27 protein-coding genes are annotated in these 25,537 nt (G+C 69.4%); 7 read left to right on the top strand and 20 right to left on the bottom strand.

The window, feature by feature from the left end:
* Positions 1 to 39: 39 nt before the first annotated feature.
* The 3 genes from GIY23_RS19165 (at position 40) to GIY23_RS19155 (ending at position 2,477) form a co-directional block, all read left to right on the top strand.
* Positions 40 to 426, top strand: a complete 387-nt coding sequence (locus tag GIY23_RS19165; RefSeq protein ID WP_154077931.1) for a thiol-disulfide oxidoreductase DCC family protein — start codon at positions 40 to 42, stop codon at positions 424 to 426.
* Between the two features lie 241 nt (positions 427 to 667).
* The gene (locus tag GIY23_RS19160; protein WP_222850188.1) at positions 668 to 1,855 is read left to right on the top strand and encodes a macrolide family glycosyltransferase; all 1,188 of its coding nucleotides are present in this window, start codon (positions 668 to 670) and stop codon (positions 1,853 to 1,855) included.
* Positions 1,856 to 1,940: 85 nt separating this feature from the next.
* Positions 1,941 to 2,477: a GNAT family N-acetyltransferase gene (locus GIY23_RS19155; RefSeq protein WP_154077930.1), complete on the top strand. Its 537-nt coding sequence runs from the start codon at positions 1,941 to 1,943 to the stop codon at positions 2,475 to 2,477.
* Positions 2,478 to 2,557: 80 nt separating this feature from the next.
* Here GIY23_RS19155 and glpK read toward each other — a convergent pair whose 3' ends face one another.
* Together glpK and GIY23_RS19145 are read right to left on the bottom strand one after the other, a co-directional pair.
* Positions 2,558 to 4,063 (bottom strand): glycerol kinase GlpK, encoded by a 1,506-nt coding sequence (gene glpK / locus GIY23_RS19150; protein ID WP_154077929.1) that lies wholly within the window; start codon positions 4,061 to 4,063, stop codon positions 2,558 to 2,560.
* A 61-nt stretch (positions 4,064 to 4,124) separates the two neighbouring features.
* A complete protein-coding gene (locus GIY23_RS19145) occupies positions 4,125 to 4,868 on the bottom strand; it encodes an MIP/aquaporin family protein (RefSeq protein ID WP_154077928.1) in 744 nt (247 codons plus the stop codon).
* A 386-nt stretch (positions 4,869 to 5,254) separates the two neighbouring features.
* On the opposite strand from GIY23_RS19145, the gene GIY23_RS19140 reads away from it, so the two are divergent.
* Both GIY23_RS19140 and glpD read left to right on the top strand, forming a co-directional pair.
* On the top strand, positions 5,255 to 6,100 hold the full coding sequence (locus GIY23_RS19140) for a DeoR/GlpR family DNA-binding transcription regulator (protein ID WP_154077927.1): 846 nt from the start codon (positions 5,255 to 5,257) through the stop codon (positions 6,098 to 6,100).
* Positions 6,100 to 7,902, top strand: coding sequence for a glycerol-3-phosphate dehydrogenase (gene glpD, locus GIY23_RS19135; RefSeq protein WP_154078977.1), 1,803 nt, complete (start codon positions 6,100 to 6,102; stop codon positions 7,900 to 7,902). Before GIY23_RS19140 ends, glpD begins: the two co-directional genes overlap by 1 nt.
* Before the next feature lie 61 nt (positions 7,903 to 7,963).
* Here the strand turns inward: glpD and GIY23_RS22850 are convergent, their stop codons facing one another.
* The 4 genes from GIY23_RS22850 to GIY23_RS19115 all read right to left on the bottom strand — a co-directional run bounded on the left by GIY23_RS22850 (position 7,964) and on the right by GIY23_RS19115 (position 11,064).
* Positions 7,964 to 8,125 (bottom strand): type II toxin-antitoxin system VapC family toxin, encoded by a 162-nt coding sequence (locus tag GIY23_RS22850; RefSeq protein WP_222850187.1) that lies wholly within the window; start codon positions 8,123 to 8,125, stop codon positions 7,964 to 7,966.
* Positions 8,126 to 8,334: 209 nt separating this feature from the next.
* A complete protein-coding gene (locus tag GIY23_RS19125; protein ID WP_228717389.1) occupies positions 8,335 to 8,523 on the bottom strand; it encodes a hypothetical protein in 189 nt (62 codons plus the stop codon).
* A 61-nt stretch (positions 8,524 to 8,584) separates the two neighbouring features.
* Complete coding sequence (locus tag GIY23_RS19120; protein ID WP_154077926.1) at positions 8,585 to 9,454, bottom strand: diacylglycerol/lipid kinase family protein; 870 nt, start codon at positions 9,452 to 9,454, stop codon at positions 8,585 to 8,587.
* Positions 9,455 to 9,459: 5 nt separating this feature from the next.
* Positions 9,460 to 11,064: an FAD-binding oxidoreductase gene (locus GIY23_RS19115; protein ID WP_187351940.1), complete on the bottom strand. Its 1,605-nt coding sequence runs from the start codon at positions 11,062 to 11,064 to the stop codon at positions 9,460 to 9,462.
* 42 nt (positions 11,065 to 11,106) lie between these two features.
* Between GIY23_RS19115 and GIY23_RS19110 the strand changes: the two genes are divergently transcribed.
* Positions 11,107 to 11,712 (top strand): TetR/AcrR family transcriptional regulator, encoded by a 606-nt coding sequence (locus GIY23_RS19110; protein WP_154077925.1) that lies wholly within the window; start codon positions 11,107 to 11,109, stop codon positions 11,710 to 11,712.
* Complete coding sequence (locus tag GIY23_RS19105) at positions 11,709 to 13,217, top strand: glycerol-3-phosphate dehydrogenase/oxidase (protein ID WP_154077924.1); 1,509 nt, start codon at positions 11,709 to 11,711, stop codon at positions 13,215 to 13,217. The genes GIY23_RS19110 and GIY23_RS19105 overlap by 4 nt, the downstream gene beginning before the upstream one ends.
* Positions 13,218 to 13,356: 139 nt before the next feature.
* On the opposite strand, the gene GIY23_RS19100 is transcribed toward GIY23_RS19105, so the two are convergent.
* From GIY23_RS19100 to GIY23_RS23120, 14 genes are all read right to left on the bottom strand, one after another.
* A complete protein-coding gene (locus GIY23_RS19100; protein ID WP_154077923.1) occupies positions 13,357 to 14,181 on the bottom strand; it encodes an ESX secretion-associated protein EspG in 825 nt (274 codons plus the stop codon).
* Positions 14,181 to 15,176 carry a PPE domain-containing protein gene (locus tag GIY23_RS19095; protein ID WP_154077922.1) on the bottom strand — a complete coding sequence of 332 codons (996 nt, stop codon included), beginning with the start codon at positions 15,174 to 15,176 and terminating at the stop codon, positions 14,181 to 14,183. Before GIY23_RS19095 ends, GIY23_RS19100 begins: the two co-directional genes overlap by 1 nt.
* Before the next feature lies 1 nt (position 15,177).
* Entirely contained in the window at positions 15,178 to 15,537 is a 360-nt protein-coding gene (locus GIY23_RS19090) for a hypothetical protein (protein ID WP_154077921.1), read from the bottom strand.
* Between the two features lie 137 nt (positions 15,538 to 15,674).
* Entirely contained in the window at positions 15,675 to 16,361 is a 687-nt protein-coding gene (locus GIY23_RS19085) for a DUF3558 domain-containing protein (RefSeq protein WP_154077920.1), read from the bottom strand.
* Positions 16,362 to 16,430: 69 nt separating this feature from the next.
* The gene (locus GIY23_RS19080; RefSeq protein WP_154077919.1) at positions 16,431 to 16,799 is read right to left on the bottom strand and encodes a DUF1707 SHOCT-like domain-containing protein; all 369 of its coding nucleotides are present in this window, start codon (positions 16,797 to 16,799) and stop codon (positions 16,431 to 16,433) included.
* Between the two features lie 3 nt (positions 16,800 to 16,802).
* On the bottom strand, positions 16,803 to 18,587 hold the full coding sequence (locus tag GIY23_RS19075; RefSeq protein WP_154077918.1) for an acetyl/propionyl/methylcrotonyl-CoA carboxylase subunit alpha: 1,785 nt from the start codon (positions 18,585 to 18,587) through the stop codon (positions 16,803 to 16,805).
* Positions 18,588 to 18,853: 266 nt separating this feature from the next.
* On the bottom strand, positions 18,854 to 20,212 hold the full coding sequence (locus GIY23_RS19070) for a dicarboxylate/amino acid:cation symporter (protein ID WP_154077917.1): 1,359 nt from the start codon (positions 20,210 to 20,212) through the stop codon (positions 18,854 to 18,856).
* A 466-nt stretch (positions 20,213 to 20,678) separates the two neighbouring features.
* The gene (locus tag GIY23_RS19065) at positions 20,679 to 21,305 is read right to left on the bottom strand and encodes a Maf family protein (RefSeq protein ID WP_154077916.1); all 627 of its coding nucleotides are present in this window, start codon (positions 21,303 to 21,305) and stop codon (positions 20,679 to 20,681) included.
* A 174-nt stretch (positions 21,306 to 21,479) separates the two neighbouring features.
* Positions 21,480 to 21,713: an acyl-CoA carboxylase epsilon subunit gene (locus GIY23_RS19060; RefSeq protein WP_154077915.1), complete on the bottom strand. Its 234-nt coding sequence runs from the start codon at positions 21,711 to 21,713 to the stop codon at positions 21,480 to 21,482.
* Between the two features lie 14 nt (positions 21,714 to 21,727).
* Positions 21,728 to 23,368, bottom strand: coding sequence for an acyl-CoA carboxylase subunit beta (locus GIY23_RS19055; protein ID WP_154077914.1), 1,641 nt, complete (start codon positions 23,366 to 23,368; stop codon positions 21,728 to 21,730).
* A gap of 295 nt (positions 23,369 to 23,663) precedes the next feature.
* Entirely contained in the window at positions 23,664 to 23,945 is a 282-nt protein-coding gene (locus tag GIY23_RS19050; protein WP_154078975.1) for a gas vesicle protein K, read from the bottom strand.
* Between the two features lie 62 nt (positions 23,946 to 24,007).
* Complete coding sequence (locus GIY23_RS19045) at positions 24,008 to 24,286, bottom strand: gas vesicle protein (protein WP_154077913.1); 279 nt, start codon at positions 24,284 to 24,286, stop codon at positions 24,008 to 24,010.
* A complete protein-coding gene (locus GIY23_RS19040) occupies positions 24,276 to 25,049 on the bottom strand; it encodes a GvpL/GvpF family gas vesicle protein (RefSeq protein ID WP_154077912.1) in 774 nt (257 codons plus the stop codon). Before GIY23_RS19040 ends, GIY23_RS19045 begins: the two co-directional genes overlap by 11 nt.
* The gene (locus tag GIY23_RS23120) at positions 25,046 to 25,507 is read right to left on the bottom strand and encodes a gas vesicle protein (protein ID WP_154077911.1); all 462 of its coding nucleotides are present in this window, start codon (positions 25,505 to 25,507) and stop codon (positions 25,046 to 25,048) included. The genes GIY23_RS19040 and GIY23_RS23120 overlap by 4 nt, the downstream gene beginning before the upstream one ends.
* Positions 25,508 to 25,537: the final 30 nt, after the last annotated feature.

The following is a 25,537-nucleotide window of genomic DNA, read 5'->3' as shown; positions in this document are numbered from 1 at the left end:
GGACACTCGTCGGTGAACGCGACCCGTGGGGAGTGTCGAATGAACACGACGCCCGTGCTGATCTACGACGGTGACTGTGGGTTCTGCACTCGCAGCGTCCGGCTGGTCGAGCGGATACCGGTCCGGGTTCGGGTGACGCCGTGGCAGACCGCCGATCTCGCGGCGCTCGGCACGACCTGCGCCCGCGCGGAACGGGAGGTCGTCTGGGTGGGCACGGACGGCCGCGTCTCCGGGGGTGCGGCAGCGGTCGCCGATCTGTTGCGCAGTGCGCGTTTCCCCGTCTCCCTCGTGGGGCGGGTGCTCGCACTGCCGGTGGTGCGTTCCTTCGCCGCGCTCGTCTACCGCATCGTCGCCGCGAACCGCTCGCGGCTCCCCGGAACGACGCCCGCGTGCCAGCTACCCCCCGACCAGCGCCCGGGCGCGTGAGTCTTTTTGGTGGCTATAGCAACCAAAAAGACTCACGCTGCCGTATGCTTGTCGGCATGGGTGCAGGGCTTCCGTTCTACCTCTGATCATCGCGCCGAGCCGCGTCAGCGCACCGCTTGACGGCCGCTCGGCAGCGTCGTGCGCGCGTGAACGCCTCACATCGTCCGAGATGTTCCGCGCGCTTGTTTTCTTGCCTTTCTGCACACGCCGCTGACCTGTCGCGGCGAGAACGGAGCTCGTCTTGAACACGCAGAACGCCTACCGCACCAAGAATCCCGCGCACATCGCCTTCATGAACATCCCCGGCCACGGTCACGTCAATCCCGGGCTGGGGCTGGTGTCCGCACTCGTCGAGCGGGGACATCGGGTCACCTACGCCGTCCCGAAGGCGTTCGCCCCGCAGGTCGTGGAGGCCGGTGCCGAACACGTCGGCTACACCAGTCTGCTCCCGACCGGAGAAAAGGGTGACGAGTGGACCGATGACATGGTCGAGGCGTCGAACATGTTCCTCGACGAGGCGATCCAGGTGGTGCCGCAGCTCGACGCCGCGTACGAGGGCGACCGCCCCGACCTGGTCGTCCACGACATCGGCGCACAGCACGCGCCGGTGCTCGCCGAGAAGTGGGGCGTGCCCAGTCTCTCGATGTCGCCGACACACCTCCCGTTCGAGGGGTTCGAGGACGTGTTCGGCATCGATGAGCAGGCGCCGGGGATGGCCGAGTTCCGGGCCCGTTTCCGGGCGTTCCTGGACTCCTACGGTTCGGCGCTGACCTATGAGTCGATGATCACTCCGAGCCGATCGTTGGCGACCATCCCGCGCAGCTTCCAGTACTACGCCGACCGAGTACAGGGCGACGTCACGTTCGTCGGGCCGATGCTCACCGAACGTGCGTTCCAGGGTGATTGGCAGCCGCCGCAGGACCGGCCCGTTCTGCTCGTCTCGCTGGGCTCGGCCTACACGAACAAACCGGAGTTCTTCCGGGACTGCGTGCGTGCGTTCGCCGACTCCGGGTGGCACGTGGTCCTCGTGGTCGGCAAGCACGTGGAGCCGGAGGAGATCGGACCGCTTCCATCCACGGTGGAAGTACATCGGTGGGTGCCGCAGCTGCGGATCCTCACACACGCCGACGCGTTCATCACGCATTCCGGCATGGGCGGCACGATGGAGGCGATGTACTGCGGTGTGCCGCAGATCGGTGTCGGTTGGGTCTCCGAGCAGTTCGCCAACGCCGCGCGCGTCGAGGAGCTCGGCCTCGGCAAGCACGTTCCGTTGCCGGAGGCGACACCGGAAGCATTGCGATCGGCGTTGGAGTACGTCTCGTCCGATGTGGACGTTCAGCGCAGGGTCGCGGCCATGCGGGAGGAGATCCTCGCTTCCGGTGGGATCCGCACGGCTGTCGACGTGCTGGAGTCCGAGTTGGCATCGTGAGCGGGTGGCCGTGGTCGTCTGCCGACGGCTACGGCCTCGGATAACCGTTCGCTCGCCGGTGGCGGTGCGAGCACAATGGCGACGCATGGACACGCCGCGCGAGAAGTTGCACCACGACGGAGTCGACCTTCGACGGTGGGAACACAGCGACGTCGACGAGGCCCTCCGAGTCGTCACCGAGTCGCACGATCACCTCACCCCGTGGATGGCGTGGGCCAACGGTTACGGGCACGACAAGGCGGTGGAGTTCCTGTCGAGAAGCGACGAATGCTGGCGCGAGGGGCGGGCTTTCAGCTACGCCATTCTGTCCGGTCAGGGTGCGATCATCGGAGCGTGTGAGCTCATGGCACGTATCGGCGCGGGCGGGCTCGAGATCGGCTACTGGCTGCACCCTCGACACACCGGGCACGGTGTGATGACTCGCGCGGTGGCTGCGTTGATCGACGAAGCGTGGCGCATCGGTGCCGACCACGTCGAGATCGTTCACGACGAGGCGAACATCGCCAGTGGCGCGATTCCCCGTCGGCTCGGCTTCACCGAGGTCGATCGCCGCAGCCCGCCGCAGCAGCCGGTGACCTCCGCCGAAGTCGGCGTGGACGTCGTCTGGCGGCTCACTCGTTGAGTTGATGGAGCGAACGGCACTTTCGCCTCGTCTCGTGAGGCGAAAGTGCCGTTCGCCTCACGAGACGAGGTGTGTGGTCCTTACTCGACCCAGTCGAAGGTCTTCGTGACGGCCTTCTGCCACTGGCGGTACTCGGCTTCGCGCCGGTCCTGCGCCAGCTTCGGATCCCACTGCTTGTCCTTCGCCCAGTTCGAGCGGATGTCTGCCTCGCTCTCCCAGAACCCGACCGCGAGCCCTGCCGCATAGGCCGCACCCAGGGCGGTCGTCTCGTTGACCACGGGCCGGATCACCGGAACACCGAGGATGTCGGCCTGGAACTGCATCAGCAGCTCGTTGACGACCATGCCGCCGTCGACCTTCAGCGACGTCAGCTCGACACCGGAGTCGGCGTTCATCGCCTCGATGACCTCGCGGGTCTGGAACCCGGTCGCCTCCAGCACGGCGCGCGCGAGGTGCCCCCGGTTGACGTAGCGGGTGAGCCCGACGATCGCCCCGCGTGCGTCCGAGCGCCAGTGCGGGGCGAACAGCCCGGAGAACGCGGGCACGAAGTAGGCGCCACCGTTGTCGTCCACACCGGAGGCGAGCTGTTCGATCTCCGGCGCCGAGCCGATCAGGCCGAGGTTGTCGCGTAGCCACTGCACCAACGAACCGGTGACCGCGATCGAGCCCTCCAGGCAGTACACGGTGGCGGCGTTGCCGATCTTGTAGCCGACGGTCGTGAGCAGACCGTTCTCGCTGAGGACCAGGTCGGTTCCGGTGTTGAGCAGCAGGAAGTTCCCGGTGCCGTAGGTGTTCTTCGCCTCGCCGGGCGACAGGCACGCCTGCCCGAACGTGGCGGCCTGCTGGTCGCCGAGGATGCCCGCGATGGGCAGTCCGCCGAAGACGCCACGCTCGCGGAATCGGCCGTAGATCTCGGAGGACGACTTGATCTCGGGCAGCATCGACATCGGCACCCCGATCTGAGCGCAGATGTCCGGGTCCCACTGCAACGTCCGCAGGTCCATCAGCAGCGTCCGCGAAGCGTTGGTGACGTCGGTGACGTGCACACCACCGTCCGGACCGCCGGTGGAGTTCCACAACACCCAGGTGTCCATGTTGCCGAAGAGCAGTTCCCCGTTCTCGGCCCGCTTCCGGGCGCCCTCGACGTTGTCGAGGATCCAGCGGATCTTGGTGGCTGAGAAGTATGTCGCCAGCGGCAGCCCGGTCGTCTCCTGGAAACGGTTCTGCCCCTTCTCGCCCCGGGCGAGCTCGTTGACGATCGTGTCGGTACGGGTGTCCTGCCAGACGATCGCGTTGTAGATCGGCTTGCCGGTGGCCTTCTCCCACACCACGGTGGTCTCGCGCTGGTTCGTGATGCCCACCGCCTCGACGTCGGAGGCGACGATGTCGGCCTTGGCCAGCGCCCCCGCGCAGACCTTGCGGGTGTTGGCCCAGATCTCGTCGGGATCGTGCTCGACCCACCCGGCCCGCGGGAGGATCTGCCGGTGCTCGACCTGGTCGGAGGACACCACACCTCCTCCACGGTCGAAAAGCATGCACCGGGTCGACGTCGTGCCCTGATCGATGGCCGCGATGTAGGAGGTCATGCCGTGCCTTCCTTGTTTCGGCGAGGACGTTCGGGGTTTCGGCGGAACGGTCGTGCGCGGATCAGATCGACGGCAGCGCGAGCCCGAGCAGGCCGGCGACGAGCCCGCCGAGCAACGGGCCGACGATGGGAATCCACGCGTAGTCCCATTCTGCCGAGCCCTTTCCGGGGATCGGCAGGATCGCGTAGGCGATGCGGGGACCGAGGTCGCGGGCCGGGTTGATGGCGTAGCCGGTGGGGCCACCGAGCGAGTTACCGATACCGACCACGACGAACATCACGGCCGCGTACCCGAGCGCGCTGTTGTTGAACTCGATCTCGCCGCCCGCGGTGGTCTGGATCCCCGGGTTCAGCACGATCCAGAGCACCAGCACGAAGGTGCCGATGAACTCGGTGACGACGTTCCACGGCGCGTTGCGGATCGTCGGGCCGGTACAGAAGATCCCGCGCGTGTTCGCGTTGTCGGGATTCTGGTCGAACTGGAGCTTGTAGGCCGCCCAGCAGGCGATACCGCCGAGGCAACCGCCGATGACCTGTGCGAGGAAGTAGACCGGCGTCTGCGCCCATTCGACCTGACCGTTGGCGGCCAGGCCGACGGTGACCGCCGGGTTGATGTGCGCGCCACTGGGCGCGGCGATGCTCGCACCGATGAAGACGGCGATGCCCCAGCCGAAGTTGATCAGTAGCCAGCCGCCGCTGTTGCCGAGGGTGTCGCGCAGAGTCACGTTGGCCACGACGCCGCACCCGAGCAGGGTCAGCATGAACGTGCCCACCAGTTCCGAGAAGAAGATCTCCCACAAGCTCATGTCGATCCCTTAGTGCCGTCGTCGTCCCTACCGGCCGTGTGGGCCGGACTGTCCGACGTGGATGAATCGCTTACGCGGTTTCAGCGCATGGCAGCACCTTCGGACGCCCGCCGCCACTCGTACGAGCGTGCCGTGCCGTTTCGCAACGGACCGCACGCGCCGGCACACCGCACGAGCTGCGCAGCGTGGCCGACCGGGAGCCGGTGCTGACACCTGTCCGAGGACAGCGGGCACCGCCTCATCTCACACCAACGGCGTGAAAGAACACATTGCTCACGTCGTTGAATGGTGTTTTTATCGTACTGAACGTGAGATGTCGAGATCTCGGGGTTGGTGAACCGGTCGACGAGCCGGGACGGGGCCTCCCGGGGCGGAAGGGTGGGGCGATGGCACGACGGCGAACGAAAGCCACCCGTCGGCCCTCTGACAAGCAGCAGGACCGCAGACGGCGGATCACCGAGCTCGTCATGGCCGAGGGCACGCTGCACATCGACGATCTCGTCTCCACCGTCGGCGCGAGCGCGATGACGGTGTACCGCGATTTGGCCGATCTCGAGTCACAAGGGCTCGTACACCGCAACCGCGGCCAGGTCTCGGCCGCGTCGTCGTTGCTCTACGAAGCCGCGTCCGAGTACCGGATGCAGCAGAACGTCGCGGAGAAACAGGAGCTGGCCGAGGCGGCGCTCGACCTGGTCGAACCGGGTCACGCACTGGTGCTCGACGACTCGACCACCGGCGTGCACCTGGCGAAGCGGTTGCCGGAGAAGGCGCCGTTGACGGTCGTCACCAACCACCGGGGCGTGTTCGGTGAGCTCGCGGACAAGCAGGGCGTGCACCTCATCGGGATCGGAGGCGACTTCCTGCCGTGGGCGGACGCCTTCGTCGGCGGAGTCGCGCTCGACGCGGTGCGAGCGATCCGCGTCGACCTCGCCGTGATGTCCGTGTCGGCCGTGACCGACGGCGTCTGCTGCTACCCGCACCAGGAGATGGTGCAGCTGAAAAAGGCGATGGTGGAGTCCGCGAGCAGCAGCGTGCTCTACGTCGATCACACGAAGTTCCACAGGCGGGCGTTGCACGCGGTCGCTCCCGCCGAGGACTTCGACATCGTCCTCGTCGACTCGCGTACCGCGCAGGCCGACGTCGACGTGCTGCGCTCGCGCGGCGCCGACGTCCGCGCGCCGCGAGCGACGGCGACAAGTGCGGCGCGCGCACCGCGTGGCCGTCCGTCATGATGACCACCGGGAACGTGCGCGTCGATGGTGGACCGATCCGACCGAGGAGGTCGCTGGTGTCCGAAGCGGTGAACAGTCCCGACCCGGTGCGCCTGTCCGGCAGGCTCAGCCCGGCCGAGCACGAGACGAGTTGGCAGCGGCTCGGCCGTGAGGACTTCGACGTCGTCGTCATCGGTGGCGGCGTGACCGGTGCGGGGGCGGCACTGGACGCGGCGACCCGGGGTCTGCGGGTAGCGCTCGTCGAGGCGCGCGACCTCGCTGCGGGAACGTCGAGCCGGTCGAGCAAGCTGTTTCACGGTGGCTTGCGCTACCTCGAACAGCTGGAGTTCTCACTCGTTCGGGAGGCGCTGCGGGAGCGGGAGCTGATGCTGACCCGGCTCGCGCCGCACCTCGTGAAACCGGTGAGCTTCCTGTACCCGCTGACCAAACGGCTCTGGGAGCGGCCGTACACCGCCGCGGGGCTCTTGCTCTACGACACGATGGGCGGTGCCCGGTCGGTGCCGGGGCAGAAGCATCTCTCCCGTGCTGGGGCGCTGCGGATGGTTCCTGCGCTGAAGCGCAACGCGCTGATCGGCGGCGTCCGCTACTACGACGCCCAGGCCGACGATGCCCGCCACACCATGACCGTCGCCCGCACGGCCGCTCGCTACGGCGCGGTGGTTCGGATGTCCACGCAGGTCACCGGGTTCCTCCAGGAAGCCGACCGGGTCGCGGGGGTCAAGCTCCGCGACGCCGAGACCGGCGCCGAGACCGAGGTCCGCGCGCAGGCCGTGGTGAATGCGACCGGCGTGTGGACCGACGAGCTGCAACGGCTGTCGGGAAGTCGCGGCCGGTTCCGGGTGCGTGCCAGCAAAGGCGTGCACATCGTCGTGCCGCGCGACCGGATCGTGGCCGAGAGCGGCATGATCCTGCGCACCGAGAAATCGGTCCTGTTCGTCATTCCGTGGGGAAGTCACTGGATCGTGGGCACCACGGACACCGACTGGAACCTCGATCTCGCGCATCCCGCCGCGACCAAGCACGACATCGACTACCTGCTCGAACACGTCAACACCGTGCTCGCCACGCCGCTCAAGCACGACGACATCGAAGGCGTCTACGCGGGACTGCGGCCGCTGTTGGCGGGGGAGAGCGACGAGAGCTCGAAGCTCTCCCGCGAGCACGCGGTCGCGCACGTCGCGCCGGGGCTCGTGGCCATCGCCGGCGGCAAGTACACGACGTACCGGGTGATGGCCGCGGACGCGATCGACGCGATCGGCAACGACGTCTCGCACCGCATCGCACCGTCCATCACCGACCAGGTGCCGCTCGTCGGTGCCGACGGGTATCACGCGCTGGTCAACCAGGCCGACCAGCTCGCGACGCAGCACGGTCTGCACCCGTACCGGATCCGGCACCTTCTGGACCGGTACGGCTCGATGATCCACGAGATCCTGGCGCTGGCGCAGGAGGATCCGGAGCTGCTCAAACCCGTGCCGAACGCGCAGGGCTACCTGATGGCCGAGGTCGCGTACGCGGTGAGCCACGAAGGTGCGTTGCACCTCGAGGACGTGCTTACCCGGCGTACGCGGATCTCGATCGAGTACCCGCATCGAGGGGTGGACTGCGCGGACCCGGTGGCCCGGTTGATGGGACGTGCGCTCGGCTGGAACGAAGAACGCATCCGCTCCGAGGTCGACGTCTACACCGCGCGCGTCGAGGCGGAACGGGATTCGCAGTCCCAGCCGGACGATCAGGCGGCGGACGCGAAGCGTTCGGCCGCCCCGGAGTCACGTCCGGAGATCATCGAACCCGTGAGCTGACCGGCGCGAACGGCACTTTCGCCTCGTGTGGTGAGGCGAAAGTGCCGTTCGCCCCGTGAAATCAGTGGGGTACGACGGTGCAACGGGTGCCGGGAGTGCGGGCGAGCCTTGCGTCGGCGGTGACGAGATCGCAATCGAGGAACTCGGCCAGGGCCACGTAGGAAGCGTCGTAGGCGGAGATGTTCTGCCGGAGTTCCCACACCCGGTGGAGCAGGGAGAACATTCCGTAGCGCGTGACCCCATCCGTTGCCACACGCGGAGGTGTTCCAGGCCGCTCGCGCGTCAACCTGATCGGCGGAGACTCTGCGACGCAGGCTGCTCGCGAGTTCGGGGTCGATCAGGTGAGGCACGTGTAGCTGTTGGTGAATGAACGCTTTCCTGCCGAGCCTGCGTTGAGCAGTGCCGACAACGCGGCCGAGGCATCGACGACGATCATCGGTCGGCTCGTTCGGCGTCCAAGTCCTGTAGCAACGTCGCGGTGTCCACGTCGAGGTCGGGGGCGCCCAGTAAGGCGGGGTTGTCGGCCCTGCGGGAGACGGCCGCGAGCTCTCGCACTGCGACGGCTCCGACGGGTGGCGTCCTCAGCGGCGAGCCGTTCCAGTCGCTTGCTTCCTGCCACATCAGTTGGAGCGAACGGCACTTTCGCCTCGTCTCGTGAGGCGAAAGTGCCGTTCGCCTCACGTTACGGAACGACGAGGTCGAGGGCGGCGGGGCGCAGTCGGATGGTGACGGGGAGGTCGGCGAGGTAGTCGCCGTCGGCATGGACCGGCACGGCGGAGTCTGCGTCCAGCGTGATCTCCGTCGTCGTGCGCACCTCGACCTCCTCGGAGTCGACATGCCGCCCGGTCTTCGCCCTGTTGATGAACCGGACGACCTTGCGTTTCGGGGCGTTCCCGACGGTGAGCACGTCGAGCGTCCCGTCGTCCATCCGTGCAGACGGGACGATGTTCAGTCCGTAGCCGTAACGCCCCGAGTTCGCGACGACCACCTGGTGCAGCGTGCGCTTCAGCGACCACTCCGGGGTGCTGAGCCGGAACTCCGGCGGTTGCCAGCGCAAGATCGCACCGACGGGCGCGAGCCGGTACACGAGGCGGCCGGGCAGCCAGCGTGTGTTGTTGATGGCCTCGGTCGCCACCGAGTCGATTCCCACGTAGACGTTGCCGAGTACGACCTGTCCGGCCGCCTCGATCACGTCGACGCGCCGGGTGCCACCCGTCTCCAGCATCGCGGCGAGCGCCCCGGTCGTGGTCGGCAGGTCGAGCTTGCGGGCGAGGTCGTTTCCGCGGCCTGCGGGCACGATCGCCATCGCGCTCCCGGACCCGAACACTCCGGCGGCGACGTCGCGGACGAGGCCGTCGCCGCCAACGGCGATCACCGTCTCGCCGCGCTGTGCGCGGTCGGCGGCGGTGTCGATGGAGTGCTGTGCGCTTCGGGTGCGTACCTCGGAGACCTCGACGCCTCGCGAGGCGAGCAGGTCGGCGACCGGCCGCCACACGCGCAGCGCGTGCCCGCCACCCGCGACCGGGTTGATCAACGCCGTGTACGTGGGCACCGGCCTCAGCCGATCAGCACGCCGGGGTTGAGGATCCCGGCCGGGTCGACGCTGCTCTTGACGGCCCGCAGCACGTCCACCGCGATCGGCCCGAGTTCGAGCGCGAGCGCCTCGCGGTGATCGGTGCCGACGCCGTGGTGGTGGGAAATGGTCGCGCCACAGTCCCTGATCGCCGCGTTGGCCGCCGCCTTGGCTTTCGCCCACTGCGCGACGGGGTCGTCGAGTTGTTTGGTGACGACGGTGAAGTACAGCGACGCACCAGACTCGTAGACATGGCTGATGTGGCACATGACGAGGTTGGGTGAGCCCTGGTCGTTCAGCGCGGCCTGCACCGCGTCGGTGACCGCCGTCTTGAGCGTGTCGAGGTTCGCCCAGTATGTGGCCGTCTCCAGCGTTTCCACCAGCGCGCCGGAGTCGAACAGCGAGTCGCGTAGGTACGGGCCACGGAACCGGCCGGTGCGCCACGCCTCGCCGGGCTGCTCGCCCTGGCAGACGCCGCCGAGTTTCCGGAGCACGGCGGAGGCGCCCTCACGGGTTCGCGCGACCTGCGCGTCGGTGCCTTCGTAGCCCGTGACGACCAGGCATCCGCCGGACTCGCCGCTGCCGAGCGCCGCGTCCGGATCGGAGAGGTTCACGGCCGTTTCGACCTCGTCGGACAGGCGCAGCACCGTGGGCAGCGGGCCGTCCTGGGCGAGCGCGCGCAGCGCGACGGCCCCGTCGGCGAACGAGTCGAACTTCCAGCCTTCGAACACGCGCTGCTGCGGCGCCGGGTGGATCCGGACGGTCACCGAGGTGATCACGCCGAACGCGCCTTCCGACCCGAGGACGAGTTGCCGCAGATCCGGGCCCGCCGCGGACTGCGGCGCTGTGCCCAGCGTGATCGTGCCGCGCGGAGTGGCGACGGTGAGTCCCTCGACCATCTCGTCGAAGCGTCCGTACCCGGCGGAGGACTGGCCCGCGGAGCGGGCGGCGGCGTACCCGCCGATGGTCGCCATCTCGTAGGACTGCGGGAAGTGTCCGAGTGTGTAGCCGCGCTCGGCGAGGAGCCTTTCCGCCGTCACGCCCCGGGTGCCGGTCTGCAGCACGGCGGTTCGCGAGACGTCGTCGACGCTCACGAGCTGGTCGAGCCGGTTCGTGTCGAGCGCCACGACTCCGGCGAAGGAGCCTCGCTCCGGCGCGAGGCCGCCGACGACCGACGTGCCGCCCGAGTAGGGCACGACCGCGACGCGGTGCTCGCTGCAGATGTCGAGGACGTGCACGACCTCGTCGTGCGAACCGGGATGCACGACCGCGTCGGGCGCGTCGGATGCGTCGCCGCTGCGCAGCTTCACCAGGTCGGGTGTCGAGAAGCCGCGGGTGTGGCCGACGCGCGTGTCGTGCTCGGTGCTGACGTGCTCGGAGCCGAGTGCGGTCCTCAGCGCGGAGGTGACCGCCTCGGGGAGCTCAGTCACCGGCAGCGTCGCGTCCGGTACGGGGACCGGCGGGGCCGGCGGCGTGGCGCCGAGTGCGGCCAGCGCGTCTTTCGCGGCGTCGGGCAGGTGGCCGGGGGTCTCGAGGTTGCCCCACAGGTAGGGGTGGCGTTCGACGTTGGACAGGTCGTACTCGGTCACGGACGCTCCTCGGCAGTTCAGAGAGATGCTACACTTTTACACATGGTGTCGCAGCGACGCAATCACGAGGGGGAGGCTCGGGCCGCCAACGCGATCCCCGAGGAGCGCATCCTCGACGCCGCCTACGAGTTGCTGCTCGCGGTCGGGATGAGCCGGCTGAACATGGCCGACATCGCCCGCCGCGCCGACGTCTCCCGCGCGACCCTCTACCGGCGCTGGCCCAACGTGCGCGCGGTCGCCGCCGCGCTCGTCACCCGGGAGTTCGCGACGCTCACCGACGACGTGGTGGAGCGGGTCGGGACGGGCCGCGAGGCGGTGGTGGGCACCACGGTGCGCGTGGTCGGCGCGGTGCGCACTCATCCGCTGTTCCGCAAGATCATCGACGTCGACCCGGATTTCTTGCTCCCGTACCTGTTCCAACGACAGGGGACGAGCGCCGTGGCCCAGCTCGACCTCGTCGAGGAGGGCATCCGCGCTGGCCAGGCCGACGGCTCGATCCGCGACGCCGACGCGGGCATGCTCGCGCGCGCCGTGATGCTCACCGCCCGGTCGTTCGCGCTCAGCGGCCGCGTCTTCGTCACCGAAACCGACATCCCCGCTCTGGACACCGAACTGTCCGAGCTGATCGACAGGTACCTCGCCTCATGAGCACCGCACTGAACGCCGCCCGCCGCAGCCGCGAACTCGACGAGCTCGACTCCGCGACCGGTCCCGTCGACGTACTCGTGATCGGAGGCGGGGTCACCGGTGCGGGCATCGCACTCGACGCCGCGTCCCGCGGATTGTCGGTCGTGCTCGCCGAGAAGCACGACCTCGCGTTCGGCACGAGCCGGTGGAGTTCGAAACTCGTGCACGGCGGGCTCCGGTACCTGGCGTCCGGGCAGGTCGGTATCGCGCACGAAAGCGCGGTCGAGCGGGGCATCCTGATCGACCACACCGCGCCGCATCTCGTGCGGGCGCTGCCGCAGATCATTCCGCTGCACGCCACCGTGAGGCCCCGGGACGCGCTGCTCACCCGCGCCGGATTCCTGGCCGGTGACGCACTGCGCGCCGCCGCGCACACCTCCGCGCGCACGCTGCCGCGCTCGCGCCGCGTCACTGGTGCCGAAGTCGCACGCCACGCGCCCACCGTCCGCGCCGAGGGACTGCGCGGCGGACTGATGGGCTGGGACGGGCAGCTCACCGACGACGTCCGGCTCGTGGTCGCGCTGGCCCGCACCGCCGCCGGCCACGGCGCGAAAGTCCTCACTCGAGCGGCCGCTTCGCAGGTCACAGGCGGTGGGGCGGTGGTGACGGACACCCTCACAGGTCGCGAGATCGACGTGTCCGCGCGCCTGGTCGTCAACGCGACCGGGGTGTGGGCCGCGGACGTGGCGTCCGGGCTGCGCCTGCGCCCGTCGCGCGGGACGCACCTCGTCGTCTCACAAGAAGCATTCGGGGGGCTGACCGCAGGGCTGACCGTGCCGGTGCCCGGGCACTTCGGCCGCTACGTGTTCGCGTTGCCCGTCCCGGACGGCCGTGTGTACGTGGGACTCACCGACGAGGACGCGCCCGGACCCGTTCCCGACGAGCCCGAACCGGCCGACTCCGAGATCACGTTCCTGCTCGACACGATCAACCGGGCCCTCGCGCGCCGGCTCACCCGGCAGGACGTGCTCGGGACCTACTCGGGACTGCGCCCGCTGCTGGACACCGGCAGCGACGAGACCTCGGACCTCTCACGCAAACACCAGGTGATCGTCGGCGCGGACGGGTTGCTCACCGTCGTGGGCGGCAAGCTCACGACGTACCGCCGCATGGCTCAGGACGCCCTCGACGCCGGAGTGCGGCGCGCGGGCCTGACAGTCGGTGAATGCCGGACACGGCGGCTTCCCGTGGTCGGAGCGGCGAGCCGCGCCGAGCTGGACCGCGTCGATGCGCCCACGCGGTTGCTGCGCCGCTACGGCACCGAAGCTGTGGAGGTGCTGGCGCTCGACGATCGGCAACGGATTTCGGCGGCGACCGAGCACACCATGGGCGAGCTCCGGTTCGCGGTCGAGCGCGAAGGGGCGCTCGACGTCGCAGACCTGCTCGACCGGCGCACCCGCATCGGCCTCGACCCGGCGGCCCGCGTCAGCGCCCACGCCGCCGCCGAAGCCGCCCTCACCCCCTGACCGCAGGGTGGCAAATTCGCGCGAATTTGCCACCTGGCTGTCCACAGGGGAGGGGAGTTGTCCACAGGCGCTTTGTGGGAATGATCTGGGTACGGCGGTGGTCTCGCGGAGCGAGGCTGTCACCTCGCCGGATCGGGGGTCACGCTTCGAGGTCGGCGTGGAGCGCTTCGACGTGGCTGATGAGGGTGCGGGCGTCCACCGGAGCGACCGTCGACCACGGATCGCCCGAAGCCGAGTCCCGGCGCATCTGCAGGTAGCGACCGTGCGGCGTATCGAAGAAGCCGACCACCCGCTCGGCCCGAACTCGGCGCGCACCCGGTTCCCGCCGCGCAGCGCCGAACTGTCCCTGTCCGCGCACCTCGGTGGTCATCCGCGCCAACGTCTCGACGTCGTCCGGCCGCACCCCCCGCCCCCGCAGAGCGGAGCGCAACCTCTCGGGGTCGTCCCCCGACTCGGCGGCGGCCGCGTCGAGGTCGGCGCCGCGCAACGTCACCGAACCGCCCGACCCTGCCGGTAACGGCGGCAACACACCCGTCGCCTCCCGCGCCAGACCGGCCGCGGCGATCGCGCGCATCGTGATCACGTCGCCGTCCTTGACAGCGAGCACCGCGCCCGGTGCCGGAACGCCGAAGTTCGCGTCCTCGGCGTGTGCGGACGCGGCGAGTACTCGCACGCCACGCCCGAGCCACAGGCGTCCGTCCACCTCACGGTGCGGCTCGGCGAGCACCCGCAACATCGCTTCGAGGTCCGCGTCCAGACCGCCGCGATCTCCGAGGCCACGTGCGGACAGCCCGTTCCACACAGTCTCCACCAGCTCGGAGCGCTCCTGGTGGGTTCGTCCGGGAGAAGGCACTTTGATCACGAGCGGCAGGGTGCCGAGCGCCAGATGTTCCCACACCACGTCGAGTTCGAGCGCGCTGAGCTCGACCGGCCGGTGGTGGTCGGTCGCGGTGTCGAGCATCATCAGCCCGGTTCGCCGCCGATCACCGGCCGCGACGAGGTCCTCGGCGCATCGAAGAACCCGCCACCCTCGCCGTTGTCCTCGGTGACCGGCGAGTCGGTCTCCGGCTCGTCGTCGTGTCCACTCTGGTCGCGCGCCGCACGGGAAGCCGTCCTCCCGGAGCCGCCCGAACCCGAGCCGCCCGCCGAACCCGAGCCGCCTGAGCCCGCCCGGCCGGCTGCCGAGCCGCCCGCCGAACCCGAGCCCGAACGGCCCGAGCCCGAGCCGGAGCCGGAGCTGCCCGACGTGCCGAGGCCGGGCGCCGCCCGAAGTCCCCCGAGTCGAGCCGCCGCGCTGCTGGGCCCGAACGCCGATCCGGGCCCGGTCGGCGGTGTCGCAGGCACCGACGGCGCCCAGTTGATCGTGACCGCAGGCTGCGCCACGCCCCCGCCCGGCATCGGACGAGCAGCCGGCGCGTCCACCGTGACCTGCGGTGGAGCCGCGAACGACGCGAGCGACGTGGTGTTCGCCCGCGTCGAGGACTCGTAGGTGCGCATTACGTCGAAGGCACGCTGTTCGGCGGCGTCCTGCGCGGCCTCCTGTGCTTCACGGTCGGTCTGCCCACTGAACAGGTGCGTGAACAGCGACTCGGCCATGCCCGGATCCTCGGCGGTGAGCCGAACCGGCGGTGGCATCTCCGCGCGGGCCTTGCCGACGTGCTCGGCCTGCTCCTCGGCGCGGTCGCGCATGACCCGCGCGGCTTCCTGAACCTCACCGGCCCATTCGCCGAGCGGCCGCAACCCGCTGCGAGTGGTCTCGGCGGCCTCGCCCTGCCAGCCGTCCATCGCGCGGATCAGCGCGGAAGCCAGATCCGAGTCGATCTCGGCGAGAGCCGTGGTCAACTCGGACCAGCGGCGTACCGGGTCGGTGGAGGCGTCCGCGCCCGGTCCCTGGTGGATCTGCTCGTACAGTTCGGGGTGGCTGTAGCCCTGCCACCGGTGGTCCCCGGAGTTCGTCACGTCAGCATCCCGGCGTGAGTCGGGTGATGTTGGCGTCCTCGACGTCGGCGTACTGGCGCCCCGCCAGTTCGAGCGACTCGGCGGCCGACTGCAACTGGTCGCGGTAGCCGCACAGGGCGGTCAGCGCGTCGAACTCCCCGCCGACGGAGCGACCGTTGAACTCGTCGGCGGCCTCGGTGCTCACTGGATCCCCTGCCCACGGGCGGATCCTTAACTCGGTGATCGCGTGCTCGATCTGCACACCGACCCGGTCCAGGGAGTCCTGCAGGCTGGTGACCAGCCCGGGAATCGAGCCGGGGTCGACCTGCATGGAGCCACCGGCCCCGATGACCTCCTGGTCGACGGAGGTGTTGAGCGGCACGCTGTCCTCCCGAAAAGAAACGTTCCTCGTCCGGCGCCCGCAGGCGGCGGTTCTGATTCACGATCACTCTAGTTCGTGTCCGTCACGCTGGGGAGTGCTCCAATTGCGGGGAGTGCCACACCCGGCCGGGTCCGCCGTCAGTTCGTCCCTTCCGGCGAGTTCCGTGACGGAGCGACGCTCTCGGACTCTTCTTCGGACGGCTCGGACGTCGGTTGCGGCGACTGCAGCGTGGCGACGGCGCCGGCGGCGACACGCTCGGCACCCGCGCAGAGCTGGTCCAGCGGAGGCGGCGGGTTCGCGCCGTCGTCGCGGTAGAGCACGTCCAGGTGTTGTCCTTCGGCGACGTCGACGGCGACGTTGCAGGAAAGATTGAGTTCCGGGGTCCGGATCACCAGTGCCGGAAAACCCTCGACGACGGTCGGCGTGGCCTGCACCTGGGCCGTGTCGCTGGTCCAGACGTCGATGCCTTCCGTGGTCACCAGCGACAGCCGGGCGCCGACCTTCGCGGTGCTGTTGCGGAAGCTGCAGGTCGCGGCATTGCCGAACCCGGCCTCGGAGTCGGCGAGCGGTTCGCGGTCGAAGCCGAGCTGGCCACGCTGCTGCTCGGTGAGCAGCGAACACGGGTCGACCCCGTCGAGCACCAGGTCGAACGGACGTGGCGGTGGAGGCGGTGGCGCGCTCGACGTGGGTGGAGGCGGTGGCGGCGGAGGAGTCGCCGGGGTCTCGGCGGTCCGTTCGGTCTGCGCAAGGCCACACCCGGACAGGGCGAGCGAGCCGGCCAGTAGCACCCCGATCGTCCGACGTCGTGTCGACGAGTTGTGCATACCGTTACCGTAGCGAAAGCCGGTCCGGTTCCCGTCGGACCTGCCCTGAATGCCTCGTGAACTGCGGTTTCATCGAGAACGAGCCAGCCACAACGCGATCGCGACCGCGAAGATCCCGAGCAGCCAGAGCTGCCGCGTCACCACTGCCAGCGCCAGCAGCGCCACACCCAACCCCACCGCGAGCGCCGTCCCGCCCGGACGCGCCGCCGGCGCAGGCTCCGCGGTGGTCGCCAGCACCGGGCGCGGGTCCGGCAGATCCGCGAACAGCGCCGTCAGCTCCGAGCGCAGCCGTGCCTGCGCCGCGACCCGACAGCGCTCGTCGTACTCGTGCACCTCGAGCCGTCGTGCGCCGAGGTGCTCACCGAGCAACGCGATCACGTGCTCGCGCTCCGGGTCGCCGATCCGGAGATCGTCACCGTCCCCCGGTCGTCGCGGCACCGGTCAGTCCTTGATCTCGCAGACGACGGTGCCCTGGCTGACCGAGTCACCCGGCTGCGCCTGCAACCCCGTGACGGTGCCGCCCTTGTGGGCGGTGACCGGGTTCTCCATCTTCATCGCCTCCAACACGACGACGAGTTCGCCCACCTCGACCTGCTGGCCCTCCTCCACCGCCAGTTTGACGATGGTGCCCTGCATCGGCGCGGCGAGCGCGTCCCCGGACACGGCGGCGCCGCCCTTGCCCGCGTTGCGCTTGCGTGGCTTGGCCTTGGCGTTGCCGCCGCCGGCGGCGGGTGCGGCGGCGAACTCGGCGGGCAGGGTGACCTCGAGGCGGCGGCCGCCGACCTCGACGGTGATGGTCTGCCGCGGCTCGGCCTCCTCCGGCTCGGTCCCGCCGGTGAACGGTTCGATCGTGTTGTCGAACTCGGTCTCGATCCACCGGGTGTGCACGGTGAATCCGTCCTCTCCGGTGAACGCGGGGTCGCGCACGATCACCCGGTGGAACGGCAGCACCGTTGCCATCCCCTCGGCGACCATCTCGTCGAGGACCCGGCGGGAGCGCGCCAACGCCTGCTGCCGGTCGCGTCCGGTGACGATGACCTTGGCCAGCAACGAATCGAACTGGCCGCCGATCACCGTGCCCGTCTCGACGCCCGCGTCGACCCGCACGCCCGGTCCGGCGGGAGTGACGAACCGGGTCACCGTGCCGGGTGCGGGCAGGAAGTTGCGGCCCGCGTCCTCGCCGTTGATGCGGAACTCGATGGAGTGGCCGACGGGTTCGGGGTCGGCCGAGTACTGCAGCTTCTCCCCGGCGGCGATGCGGAACTGCTCGCGCACCAGGTCCAGCCCGGTCGTCTCTTCCGAGACCGGGTGCTCCACCTGGAGCCGCGTGTTGACCTCGAGGAACGAGATCGTGCCGTCCACGCCGACGAGGAACTCGACCGTTCCGGCCCCGAAGTACCCGGCCTCGGCGCAGATCCCCCGCGCGGCCTCGTGGATCTTCTTGTGCTGGTCCTCGGTGAGGAACGGTGCCGGAGCCTCCTCGACGAGTTTCTGGTGGCGCCGCTGCAGCGAGCAGTCGCGGGTGCCGACGACGATCACGGTGCCGTGCTGGTCGGCCATCACCTGCGCCTCGACGTGGCGCGGCCGGTCCAGGTAGCGCTCGACGAAGCACTCGCCGCGCCCGAACGCGGACTCGGCCTCACGGACGGCCGAGTCGTAGAGTTCCGGGATCTCCTCCATGGTGCGGGCTACCTTGAGGCCGCGACCGCCGCCACCGAACGCGGCCTTGATCGCCACCGGCAGGCCGTGCTCCTCGGCGAAGGCGACCACCTCGTCGGATCCGTTCACCGGGTCCTTCGTGCCCGGCACCAGCGGCGCGCCCGCGCGCAGTGCGATGTGCCGCGCCGTGACCTTGTCGCCGAGGTCGCGGATCGACTGAGGGGACGGACCGATCCAGATCAGGCCTGCGTCCAGCACCGCCTGGGCGAAATCGGCGTTCTCCGACAGGAAACCGTAGCCCGGGTGCACCGCATCCGCGCCGGAACGCTTCGCCGCGTCGATGACCTTCGGAATGTCCAGGTAGCTCTCGGCCGCTGTGGTGCCGCCCAGGCCGAACGCCTCGTCGGCCAGCCGCACGAACGGAGCGTCCGCGTCCGGCTCGGCGTACACCGCGACGCTGGCGATGCCCTCGTCCTTGCAGGCACGGATGACCCGCACCGCGATCTCACCGCGGTTCGCGATCAGGACCTTGCGGAGCTGGGACTGCTCGGTCGAGTCCTCGGGCACGCCTAACCTCCTGTAGCCACCGGCGCCAGGGTGCGCACACCTGGCGACCTATCGACGCCCGGAGTGTATGCCCGCGCGCCGTGGCGAGGGGAAGGGCACGACCGCGCCAACCCCGTCGGAGCGACATGGATCACACGTGACCGTGGGGCGAACGGCACGTTCGCCTCGTGTGGTGGGGCGAGAGTGCCGTTCGCTTCGCGGGGTGGTGTGGGGTGAACGGCACGTTCGCCTCGTCTGGTGGGGCGAGAGTGCCGTTCGCCTCGGTGTCAGGCGGGGGTGGGAGTCCGGGTGTCGTCGGCGTTGAGCAGCGGCGGGCCGGTGTGCGCGTCGAGGGTGTCGTCGTCGAGCATGCCCTCGGTCCGCGCCACGATCACCGGCACGGCGATCTGGCCGCCGACGTTCGTGGTCGTGCGCATCATGTCGAGGATCGGGTCGACGGCGTAGGCGATCGCGATGCCGGTCGCCACCACTTCCGCGGGGAAACCGAGCGAGGCCATCGTCAACGTGAGCATGGTGAACCAGCCGGTCACGCCCGCCGTGGCGATCGCTCCGAACACCGCCACCGCGACGATCGTCAGGTATTGCACCGGCCCGAGCGGGATGCCGAACAGGTTCGCCACGAAGATCGACCCGATCGCCGGGTAGACCGCCGCGCACCCGTCCATCTTCGTCGTCGTCGCCAGCGGAACCGCGAAGCTCGCGTACGAGCGGTCCACACCGAGGTTCACCGCGGTCTGCCGAGCCAGCGGCAGCGTCGCCCCGGACGAACGCGACACGAACGCGAACTGCAACGCCGTCCACGCCTTGCCGAAGAACTGGCGCGGGCTCACGCGCGCCACGAACCACAGCAGCGTCGGGTACACGGCGAAGAGCACCAGCAGCGAGCCGACGTAGGTGGCGGCGGTGAGGCTCAGCAGCGGCGCGAAGAACTCGTTGCCGTAGGTCGCGACGGCGTTGCCGATGAGGCCCAGCGTTCCGATCGGCGCGAGCCGGATGATCCAGCCGAGGACCCGCTGGATGATCTCGAACACCGAACGGTTGAACTCGATGAACGGTTCGACCTTGTCGCCGAGGCTGTAGGCCGCCGCGCCGACCAGCAGCGCGACGAACACGACCTGCAACGTCTCACCCTCGCTGAACGCCTGGATCAGGTTGCTCGGCACGAGCCCGTTGATCAGGTCCAGCCACGAGCCGGACGACTTCTGCCCGACCTCGTCGACGTTGCCCTGCGTGGGCTGGATGTTCAGGCCCTGGCCGGGTTGAAACACCGATCCGACGACGATTCCGATCGTGACGGCGATCAGCGAGGTCGTGGCGAACCACAACGCCGTCTTCCCGCCGAGTCGTGCCGCGGTGCGTCCGCCGCCGACGTTGCGCAGGCTGGTGATGCCGACGACGATCGCGGTGAAGATCAGCGGCAGGACGGTGAAGGTGAGCAGGCTGGTGAACGTCGAGCCGATGGTGTCGAGGGTGGTGACGAGCCATTCGGCACCGGTCGTGCGGGCAACCCATCCGAGCACTCCACCGAGCACCAGGGAAGCGACGATGGCGACGGCGAACACTTTCGGGTTGAACCGGAAACGACGGGTGGGCTCGTCACTCGGTGAAGTCGGACTGGCGGTCATGCGGGTCTCCCTGGATCGCAAGGGAAGCGGGGGTGGGCTGCGCGGTCTCGGTCGTGGCCGTTCTCGGCGTTGCCGCGCGGCGGTTCGTGCGCTCGGCGTCGGCTTCGTCGGGGAGGGACAGGTCAGACGGAGCTGGCCTGCCGTCGAAGATCGACGTGCAGGCGCTCGGTGAAGTGCCAGTCACGGGTTTCGCGCATACCGAAGAACGTCAACGCCGCGTCGTACGCGATGCATCCAGCCCGACTCGAGTTGTGGCTGTTTTCACTCGGATGGACGCGTGGTCTCACTGCCCACCGTCAGGCACGGTCCTGCGTGCTCGGCACGGGCAGGGTGAGGGGGCTCCGGTGTTCCAGGTTCTCGCTCGCGAGGCTGGGGTCGCCGCCGCGTACTCGAGGCGGCCCCAACGCAGCGAGCGGCAAGCTGAAACGACGGTAAGCGACCACCACCGCGGATCAACGACAGCTGCTCACCAGAGGGAGACGACGCTGACGCCGACGTCGGCGAGGAGTGTGCGGGTCAGCGGCAGGCTGATGCCGATGACGCTGGACGGGTCGCCGTCGACGCCTTCCACGAACCAGCCACCGAGACCGTCGAGCGTGAACCCGCCCGCGACGGCCAAGGGCTCGCCGGTGGCGATGTAAGCGTCGATCTCGTCCTCGCTCGGCGTCGAAAACCGCACCGTGGTCGCCAGGTGTCGTGTCGCGGTCGCGGTCGCGACGCCTTCCTCGACTCGAACGACGGCGTGTCCGGTGAACAGCTCGCCCGTGCCACCTGCCATGTGTTTCCAGCGTTCGGCGGCGATCTCCGGGGTGGCGGGCTTTCCGACGATGCGGTCGACGCCGTCCCAGTTCATCGACAGCATCGAGTCGCAGCCGACCACCACCGCATCCGGTACGTCCTCGCCGAGCGAGTCGACAACGGCCTGCGCCTTGGCCTCGGCGAGCGCGGTCACCAGCTCAGCCGGGCTCGGGTCGCTGAGCCGCGCGGCGACGGCGTCCTCGTCGACCCCGGAGACTCGCACCAGCGGGTCGATTCCGGCGGCACGCAGGACCGACAGTCGGGCGGGGGAGGCGGAGCCGAGCACGAAACGCACGCGGCGAGCCTAGATGACACCGGGAACCCCTCGGCGTGAGGCCGTTGGGCGCGGACTGAGGGCTGCAATCAGGCACCGTACGCTGACAGTTTTCTCCGCTGCCATTCGCAGACCCGCCACGGAACCACCAACGCGGATCAAACCCGTCCACGCTCCAACTGACACGGGCATCCGTCACTGCGGCAGGGCTGAGGCCCGCCACGCGTTCGAGCCGGGCCGCAGCGACTGCTGAGCGGTCGTGCGCCGCAGGGCGGAACTCCGCGACGCCCATTCGGACAGCCGCTGCGGTCCCGCCTGCGGCGCTTCGGCCAAGTTGGCGGCGACGGCCGTCAGGGCAGCGGTGACCGCCGCGATCTCGGCGTCGTCCGCGTTGCCGCGCACGATGCGCAGCACGGGGCGTTCGCTCATCGACTCCTCCGGGATCACAGCGGGATGTTGCCGTGCTTCTTCGCGGGCAGGCTCTCCCGCTTGGTCTTCAGCATGCGCAGCGCACGGGCCACGTAGCCGCGCGTGTACGAGGGCGGGATGACCGAGTCCACGTAGCCGCGCTCGGCCGCCACGTACGGGTTGCACAAGGTGTCCTCGTACTCCTGCTGCAATCGGGCCCGCTCGGCCTCGACGTCGTCACCACGCTGCTCGGCCTCGGTCAGCTGCTTGCGGTAGAGGATGTTCGCCGCGCCTTGGGCGCCCATGACCGCGATCTGTGCCGTCGGCCAGGCCAGGTTCACGTCCGCGCCGAGGTGCTTGGAGCCCATGACGTCGTACGCGCCGCCGTAAGCCTTCCGCGTGATCACCGTGACCAGCGGGACCGTCGCCTCCGCGTAGGCGTAGAGCAGCTTGGCGCCGCGCCGGATGATGCCGCTGTACTCCTGGTCCGTGCCGGGGAGGAACCCGGGAACGTCCACGAACGTGAGCACCGGGATGTTGAACGCGTCGCAGGTCCGCACGAACCGCGCGGCTTTCTCGCTCGCGTCGATGTCGAGCGTGCCCGCCAGCTGCATCGGCTGGTTGGCGACGACACCCACGCTCTGGCCCTCGACACGGCCGTAGCCGACCACGATGTTCGGCGCGAACAGGTTCGAGACCTCGAGGAACTCCTCGTCGTCGAGCACCCGCGTGATCACGTCGGTGATGTCGTAGGGCTGGTTCGGCGAGTCCGGGATGAGCGTGTCCAGCTCGCGGTCGGAGTCGTTGATGGCCTCGGCCACCGAACCGCTGCCGGTGTCCTCACCCTCGAAGACCGGCGCCTCGGAGAGGTTGTTCGACGGCAGGAACGACAGTAGCTCCTTGACGTAGGCGACCGCGTCGTCCTCGTCGGAGGCCATGTAGTGCGCGTTGCCGGACGTCGTGTTGTGCGTGCGCGCACCGCCCAGCTCCTCGAACGTCACGTCCTCACCGGTCACCGTCTTGATGACGTCCGGACCGGTGATGAACATGTGCGAGGACTGGTCGACCATCACCGTGAAGTCGGTGATCGCAGGCGAGTAGACGGCCCCGCCCGCGCACGGACCCATGATCAGCGAGATCTGCGGGATGACACCGGAGGCGTGGGTGTTGCGCTTGAAGATCTCGGCGTACAGGCCGAGGGCGACCACGCCCTCCTGGATCCGGGCGCCGCCCGAGTCGTTGATGCCGATCAGCGGGCAACCGGTCTTGAGGGCGAAGTCCATGACCTTGACGATCTTCTCGCCGAAGACCTCGCCGAGCGAACCACCGAAGACCGTGAAGTCCTGCGAGAACACGCACACCTGGCGGCCGTCGATCGTGCCGTAGCCGGTGACCACCCCGTCGCCGTACGGGCGGTTGGCCTCCAGCCCGAAGTTCGTGGAGCGGTGCCGTGCGTGCTCGTCGAGCTCGATGAACGAGCCCTCGTCCATCAGCAGGTCGATCCGCTCGCGAGCGGTCTTCTTGCCCTTGGCGTGCTGCTTTTCCACGGCTCGCTCGGACCCGGCGTGAACCGCCTCGTCGTTGCGACGGTAGAGGTCGGCGAGCTTGCCTGCGGTGGTGTGGATGTCGGGCTCGCCAGCGGGCGGCTCGCCGATCGGTTCGGTCGCGCTGCTCATGACCCCGTAGCCTAGCCAGCCACGTCGACACACCCACCCCGGCTCGCCGGTGACACGCATCACGCGCCCTGGATGTGCGGGTTGCGCTGCGTGGGTGGTCGGGTAGCGGAACCTCACCTCGCGGCCGGCTGCGGGATCGCCGACATCAGGTAGCGCCCTACATCACGTCGACGCTGTCCTCGCCAGCCACGAGCTGGGAACCCGCCGGTGGTCGGCCTGCGTAGGCGGGGAGAAGCCGTCGGCATCCGTGAGTGCGGCCACGCAACCACCTACGCAGAGCAGCCCGTGAACCCTGCTATCGGGGCAGGAGTGGGCCGAGCGGACCGAGATCGAGGTTGAGGTCGGCCGCGGTGAGGCCGTGTTCGTCCCGCAGCTCCCCGAGCCGCTGTTCCAGCAGCATGAGCGTCAGTCCGACGCGTTCTTCCTGGTCCTCGCTGAGGTCCCCTTCCTCCACGCGCCGCAACGCCTGCTTCTCCATGAGTTGTCTGAGCAGCTCGACGATGGTCAGCACCAGTTTCATCAGGTCGCGTTCGACACTGTCCCGGTCGGTGTCGATGCGGTTGCCTTTCGCGGCCAGACCGTCGACGAGTGCCGAGGTGACGTCCGCCGGGTCGCGTCCGTTCCGTTCCTGCTCGCTGCTCACGGCTGTCCCTCCTGCTCCGCGCGTTGGCCGGTGACCGGCGGGTCGTTGCTGAACGGGTTCCACGGCGTGGCGTCCCGCGATCGGACCGACGTGATGAGCGCCCGCAGCGAGATGTGGACGAGGTCGACATCGGCGATCGAGATGGTCAGGTCGCCCGCGAGAACGACGCCGCCTGCCAGGACGCGATCCAGCAGGTCGACGAGCGCGATCTCCCGGTCCGCGAGCGGGTGGTCGTCGTTCGGGACGGGGGAACTCTCGCGCGGTTCAGCCCGCATCGGACGTCGTGTGGTCGAAGGCGAAGGAATACGGGGCCCACGGGCCCGTCACGTCGATCCGGCACCGGGTGTGCTGTTCCCGCAGCTCGGTGACGCGGTCCAGGAACGCGTCCTGCGCGTCCGCGTCGACCAGGTAGGCGGCGTTGAGCACGTTCTGCCCTTCGACGCCGCTGAGTTCCTGCGCCTGTACCCGGTGGCGGTGATGCTCGTGTGCGAGCGCGGACAGCGAGCCGTCCACGTCCTCGGCACTGCCGGTGGCGTCCTGCATGCTCGCGTCGCGGCTGTCCCGCGCTTGCAGGCGCTGCCGGAGATAGGACCGGCCCGAGGCCGGGCGTTCGGGCTCCGGCGCCGCGGGTTCGGGCTGCTCGACCGTGTACACCTTGACGCCCCACTCGACGCGCCCGTCGAGCCGGTCGAGGGCCGCCGTCCAGGCCGCCTCCTCCGAGCGCAGCACCGAACGGACGCGGTCGGCGTCGAGGTAAATCGTCGCCAGCCGCAGCGGCAGCGTCACCGCGAGACCGGCCACCCGCTCCACGACGGAGTTGTGCGCGCGGGCGACCTCACCGAGCCAGTTCAGGTCCTCCAAACTCTTCTGCAGGGCCGATTCACTGAACTCGTCGGCGTCGACCGGGCTCGTCACGGCCACCAGGCCGTCGGCTTCGACGGCCTCCAACGGCGTGCCCCGGACCCCGCGTTCGTCCGTAAGGGCCTCGGGACTCAGCCCTCGCGTGACGGCGTAGCAGTAGCGCACCGTCCCGCTCATCGGTCATTCCTTCGCCCGCTCGACGACCCGCCTGCCGATCCCTTCCGTTGCGAGGGTTCCGATGCCTGTTCCTCGGGGACGGAACCCCCCTCCAGAGCCGCGAGCCGCCGGTGCAGTTCGTCGTTCTCGGCCTGAAGCTGGTCGACGCGAGTGCTGTCGGCCTCGACGGACTGCTGGTCCTGCTGGCCGTTGCGCATCGACGCCGACGACAAGCTCGGGTCGTGCTCCCACCAGTCGATGCCCATCTCCTTGGCCTTGTCGACCGAGGCGACCAGCAAGCGCAACTTGATGGTGAGCAGTTCGATGTCGAGCAGGTTGACCTGGATGTCTCCTGCGATCACGATCCCCTTGTCCAGCACCCGTTCCAGGATGTCGGCGAGGTTCGCGCCGGAGCCGCTGTTCTGCGAGCGCGCGAGCTGCGACTGCGGCGTTCCGACCTGTCGTGCTGGTTCCGTCACGAGACGCTCCCTGCTGCAGTGGCCGACTTA

This window comes from Allosaccharopolyspora coralli (assembly GCF_009664835.1).
GTDB classification, from domain to species: domain Bacteria; phylum Actinomycetota; class Actinomycetes; order Mycobacteriales; family Pseudonocardiaceae; genus Allosaccharopolyspora; species Allosaccharopolyspora coralli.
The sequence above is the reverse complement of the archived record's forward strand: the minus strand, read 5'-3'. Positions and strand labels throughout refer to the sequence as shown.

Excerpts from the sequence above, each read along its gene's own strand:
- glpD (WP_154078977.1), top strand. The coding sequence starts at position 6,100 with ATGACCACCGGGAACGTGCGCGTCGATGGTGGACCGATCCGACCGAGG.
- glpK (WP_154077929.1), bottom strand. The coding sequence starts at position 4,063 with ATGACCTCCTACATCGCGGCCATCGATCAGGGCACGACGTCGACCCGG.
- GIY23_RS19045 (WP_154077913.1), bottom strand. The coding sequence starts at position 24,286 with ATGCGGGCTGAACCGCGCGAGAGTTCCCCCGTCCCGAACGACGACCAC.
- GIY23_RS19140 (WP_154077927.1), top strand. The coding sequence starts at position 5,255 with ATGGCACGACGGCGAACGAAAGCCACCCGTCGGCCCTCTGACAAGCAG.
- GIY23_RS19145 (WP_154077928.1), bottom strand. The coding sequence starts at position 4,868 with ATGAGCTTGTGGGAGATCTTCTTCTCGGAACTGGTGGGCACGTTCATG.
- GIY23_RS19040 (WP_154077912.1), bottom strand. The coding sequence starts at position 25,049 with ATGAGCGGGACGGTGCGCTACTGCTACGCCGTCACGCGAGGGCTGAGT.
- GIY23_RS19070 (WP_154077917.1), bottom strand. The coding sequence starts at position 20,212 with ATGACCGCCAGTCCGACTTCACCGAGTGACGAGCCCACCCGTCGTTTC.
- GIY23_RS19060 (WP_154077915.1), bottom strand. The coding sequence starts at position 21,713 with ATGAGCGAACGCCCCGTGCTGCGCATCGTGCGCGGCAACGCGGACGAC.
- GIY23_RS19155 (WP_154077930.1), top strand. The coding sequence starts at position 1,941 with ATGGACACGCCGCGCGAGAAGTTGCACCACGACGGAGTCGACCTTCGA.
- GIY23_RS19085 (WP_154077920.1), bottom strand. The coding sequence starts at position 16,361 with ATGCACAACTCGTCGACACGACGTCGGACGATCGGGGTGCTACTGGCC.
- GIY23_RS22850 (WP_222850187.1), bottom strand. The coding sequence starts at position 8,125 with ATGTTCTCCCTGCTCCACCGGGTGTGGGAACTCCGGCAGAACATCTCC.
- GIY23_RS19105 (WP_154077924.1), top strand. The coding sequence starts at position 11,709 with ATGAGCACCGCACTGAACGCCGCCCGCCGCAGCCGCGAACTCGACGAG.
- GIY23_RS19100 (WP_154077923.1), bottom strand. The coding sequence starts at position 14,181 with ATGATGCTCGACACCGCGACCGACCACCACCGGCCGGTCGAGCTCAGC.
- GIY23_RS19055 (WP_154077914.1), bottom strand. The coding sequence starts at position 23,368 with ATGAGCAGCGCGACCGAACCGATCGGCGAGCCGCCCGCTGGCGAGCCC.
- GIY23_RS19165 (WP_154077931.1), top strand. The coding sequence starts at position 40 with ATGAACACGACGCCCGTGCTGATCTACGACGGTGACTGTGGGTTCTGC.
- GIY23_RS19125 (WP_228717389.1), bottom strand. The coding sequence starts at position 8,523 with ATGTGGCAGGAAGCAAGCGACTGGAACGGCTCGCCGCTGAGGACGCCA.
- GIY23_RS19110 (WP_154077925.1), top strand. The coding sequence starts at position 11,107 with ATGGTGTCGCAGCGACGCAATCACGAGGGGGAGGCTCGGGCCGCCAAC.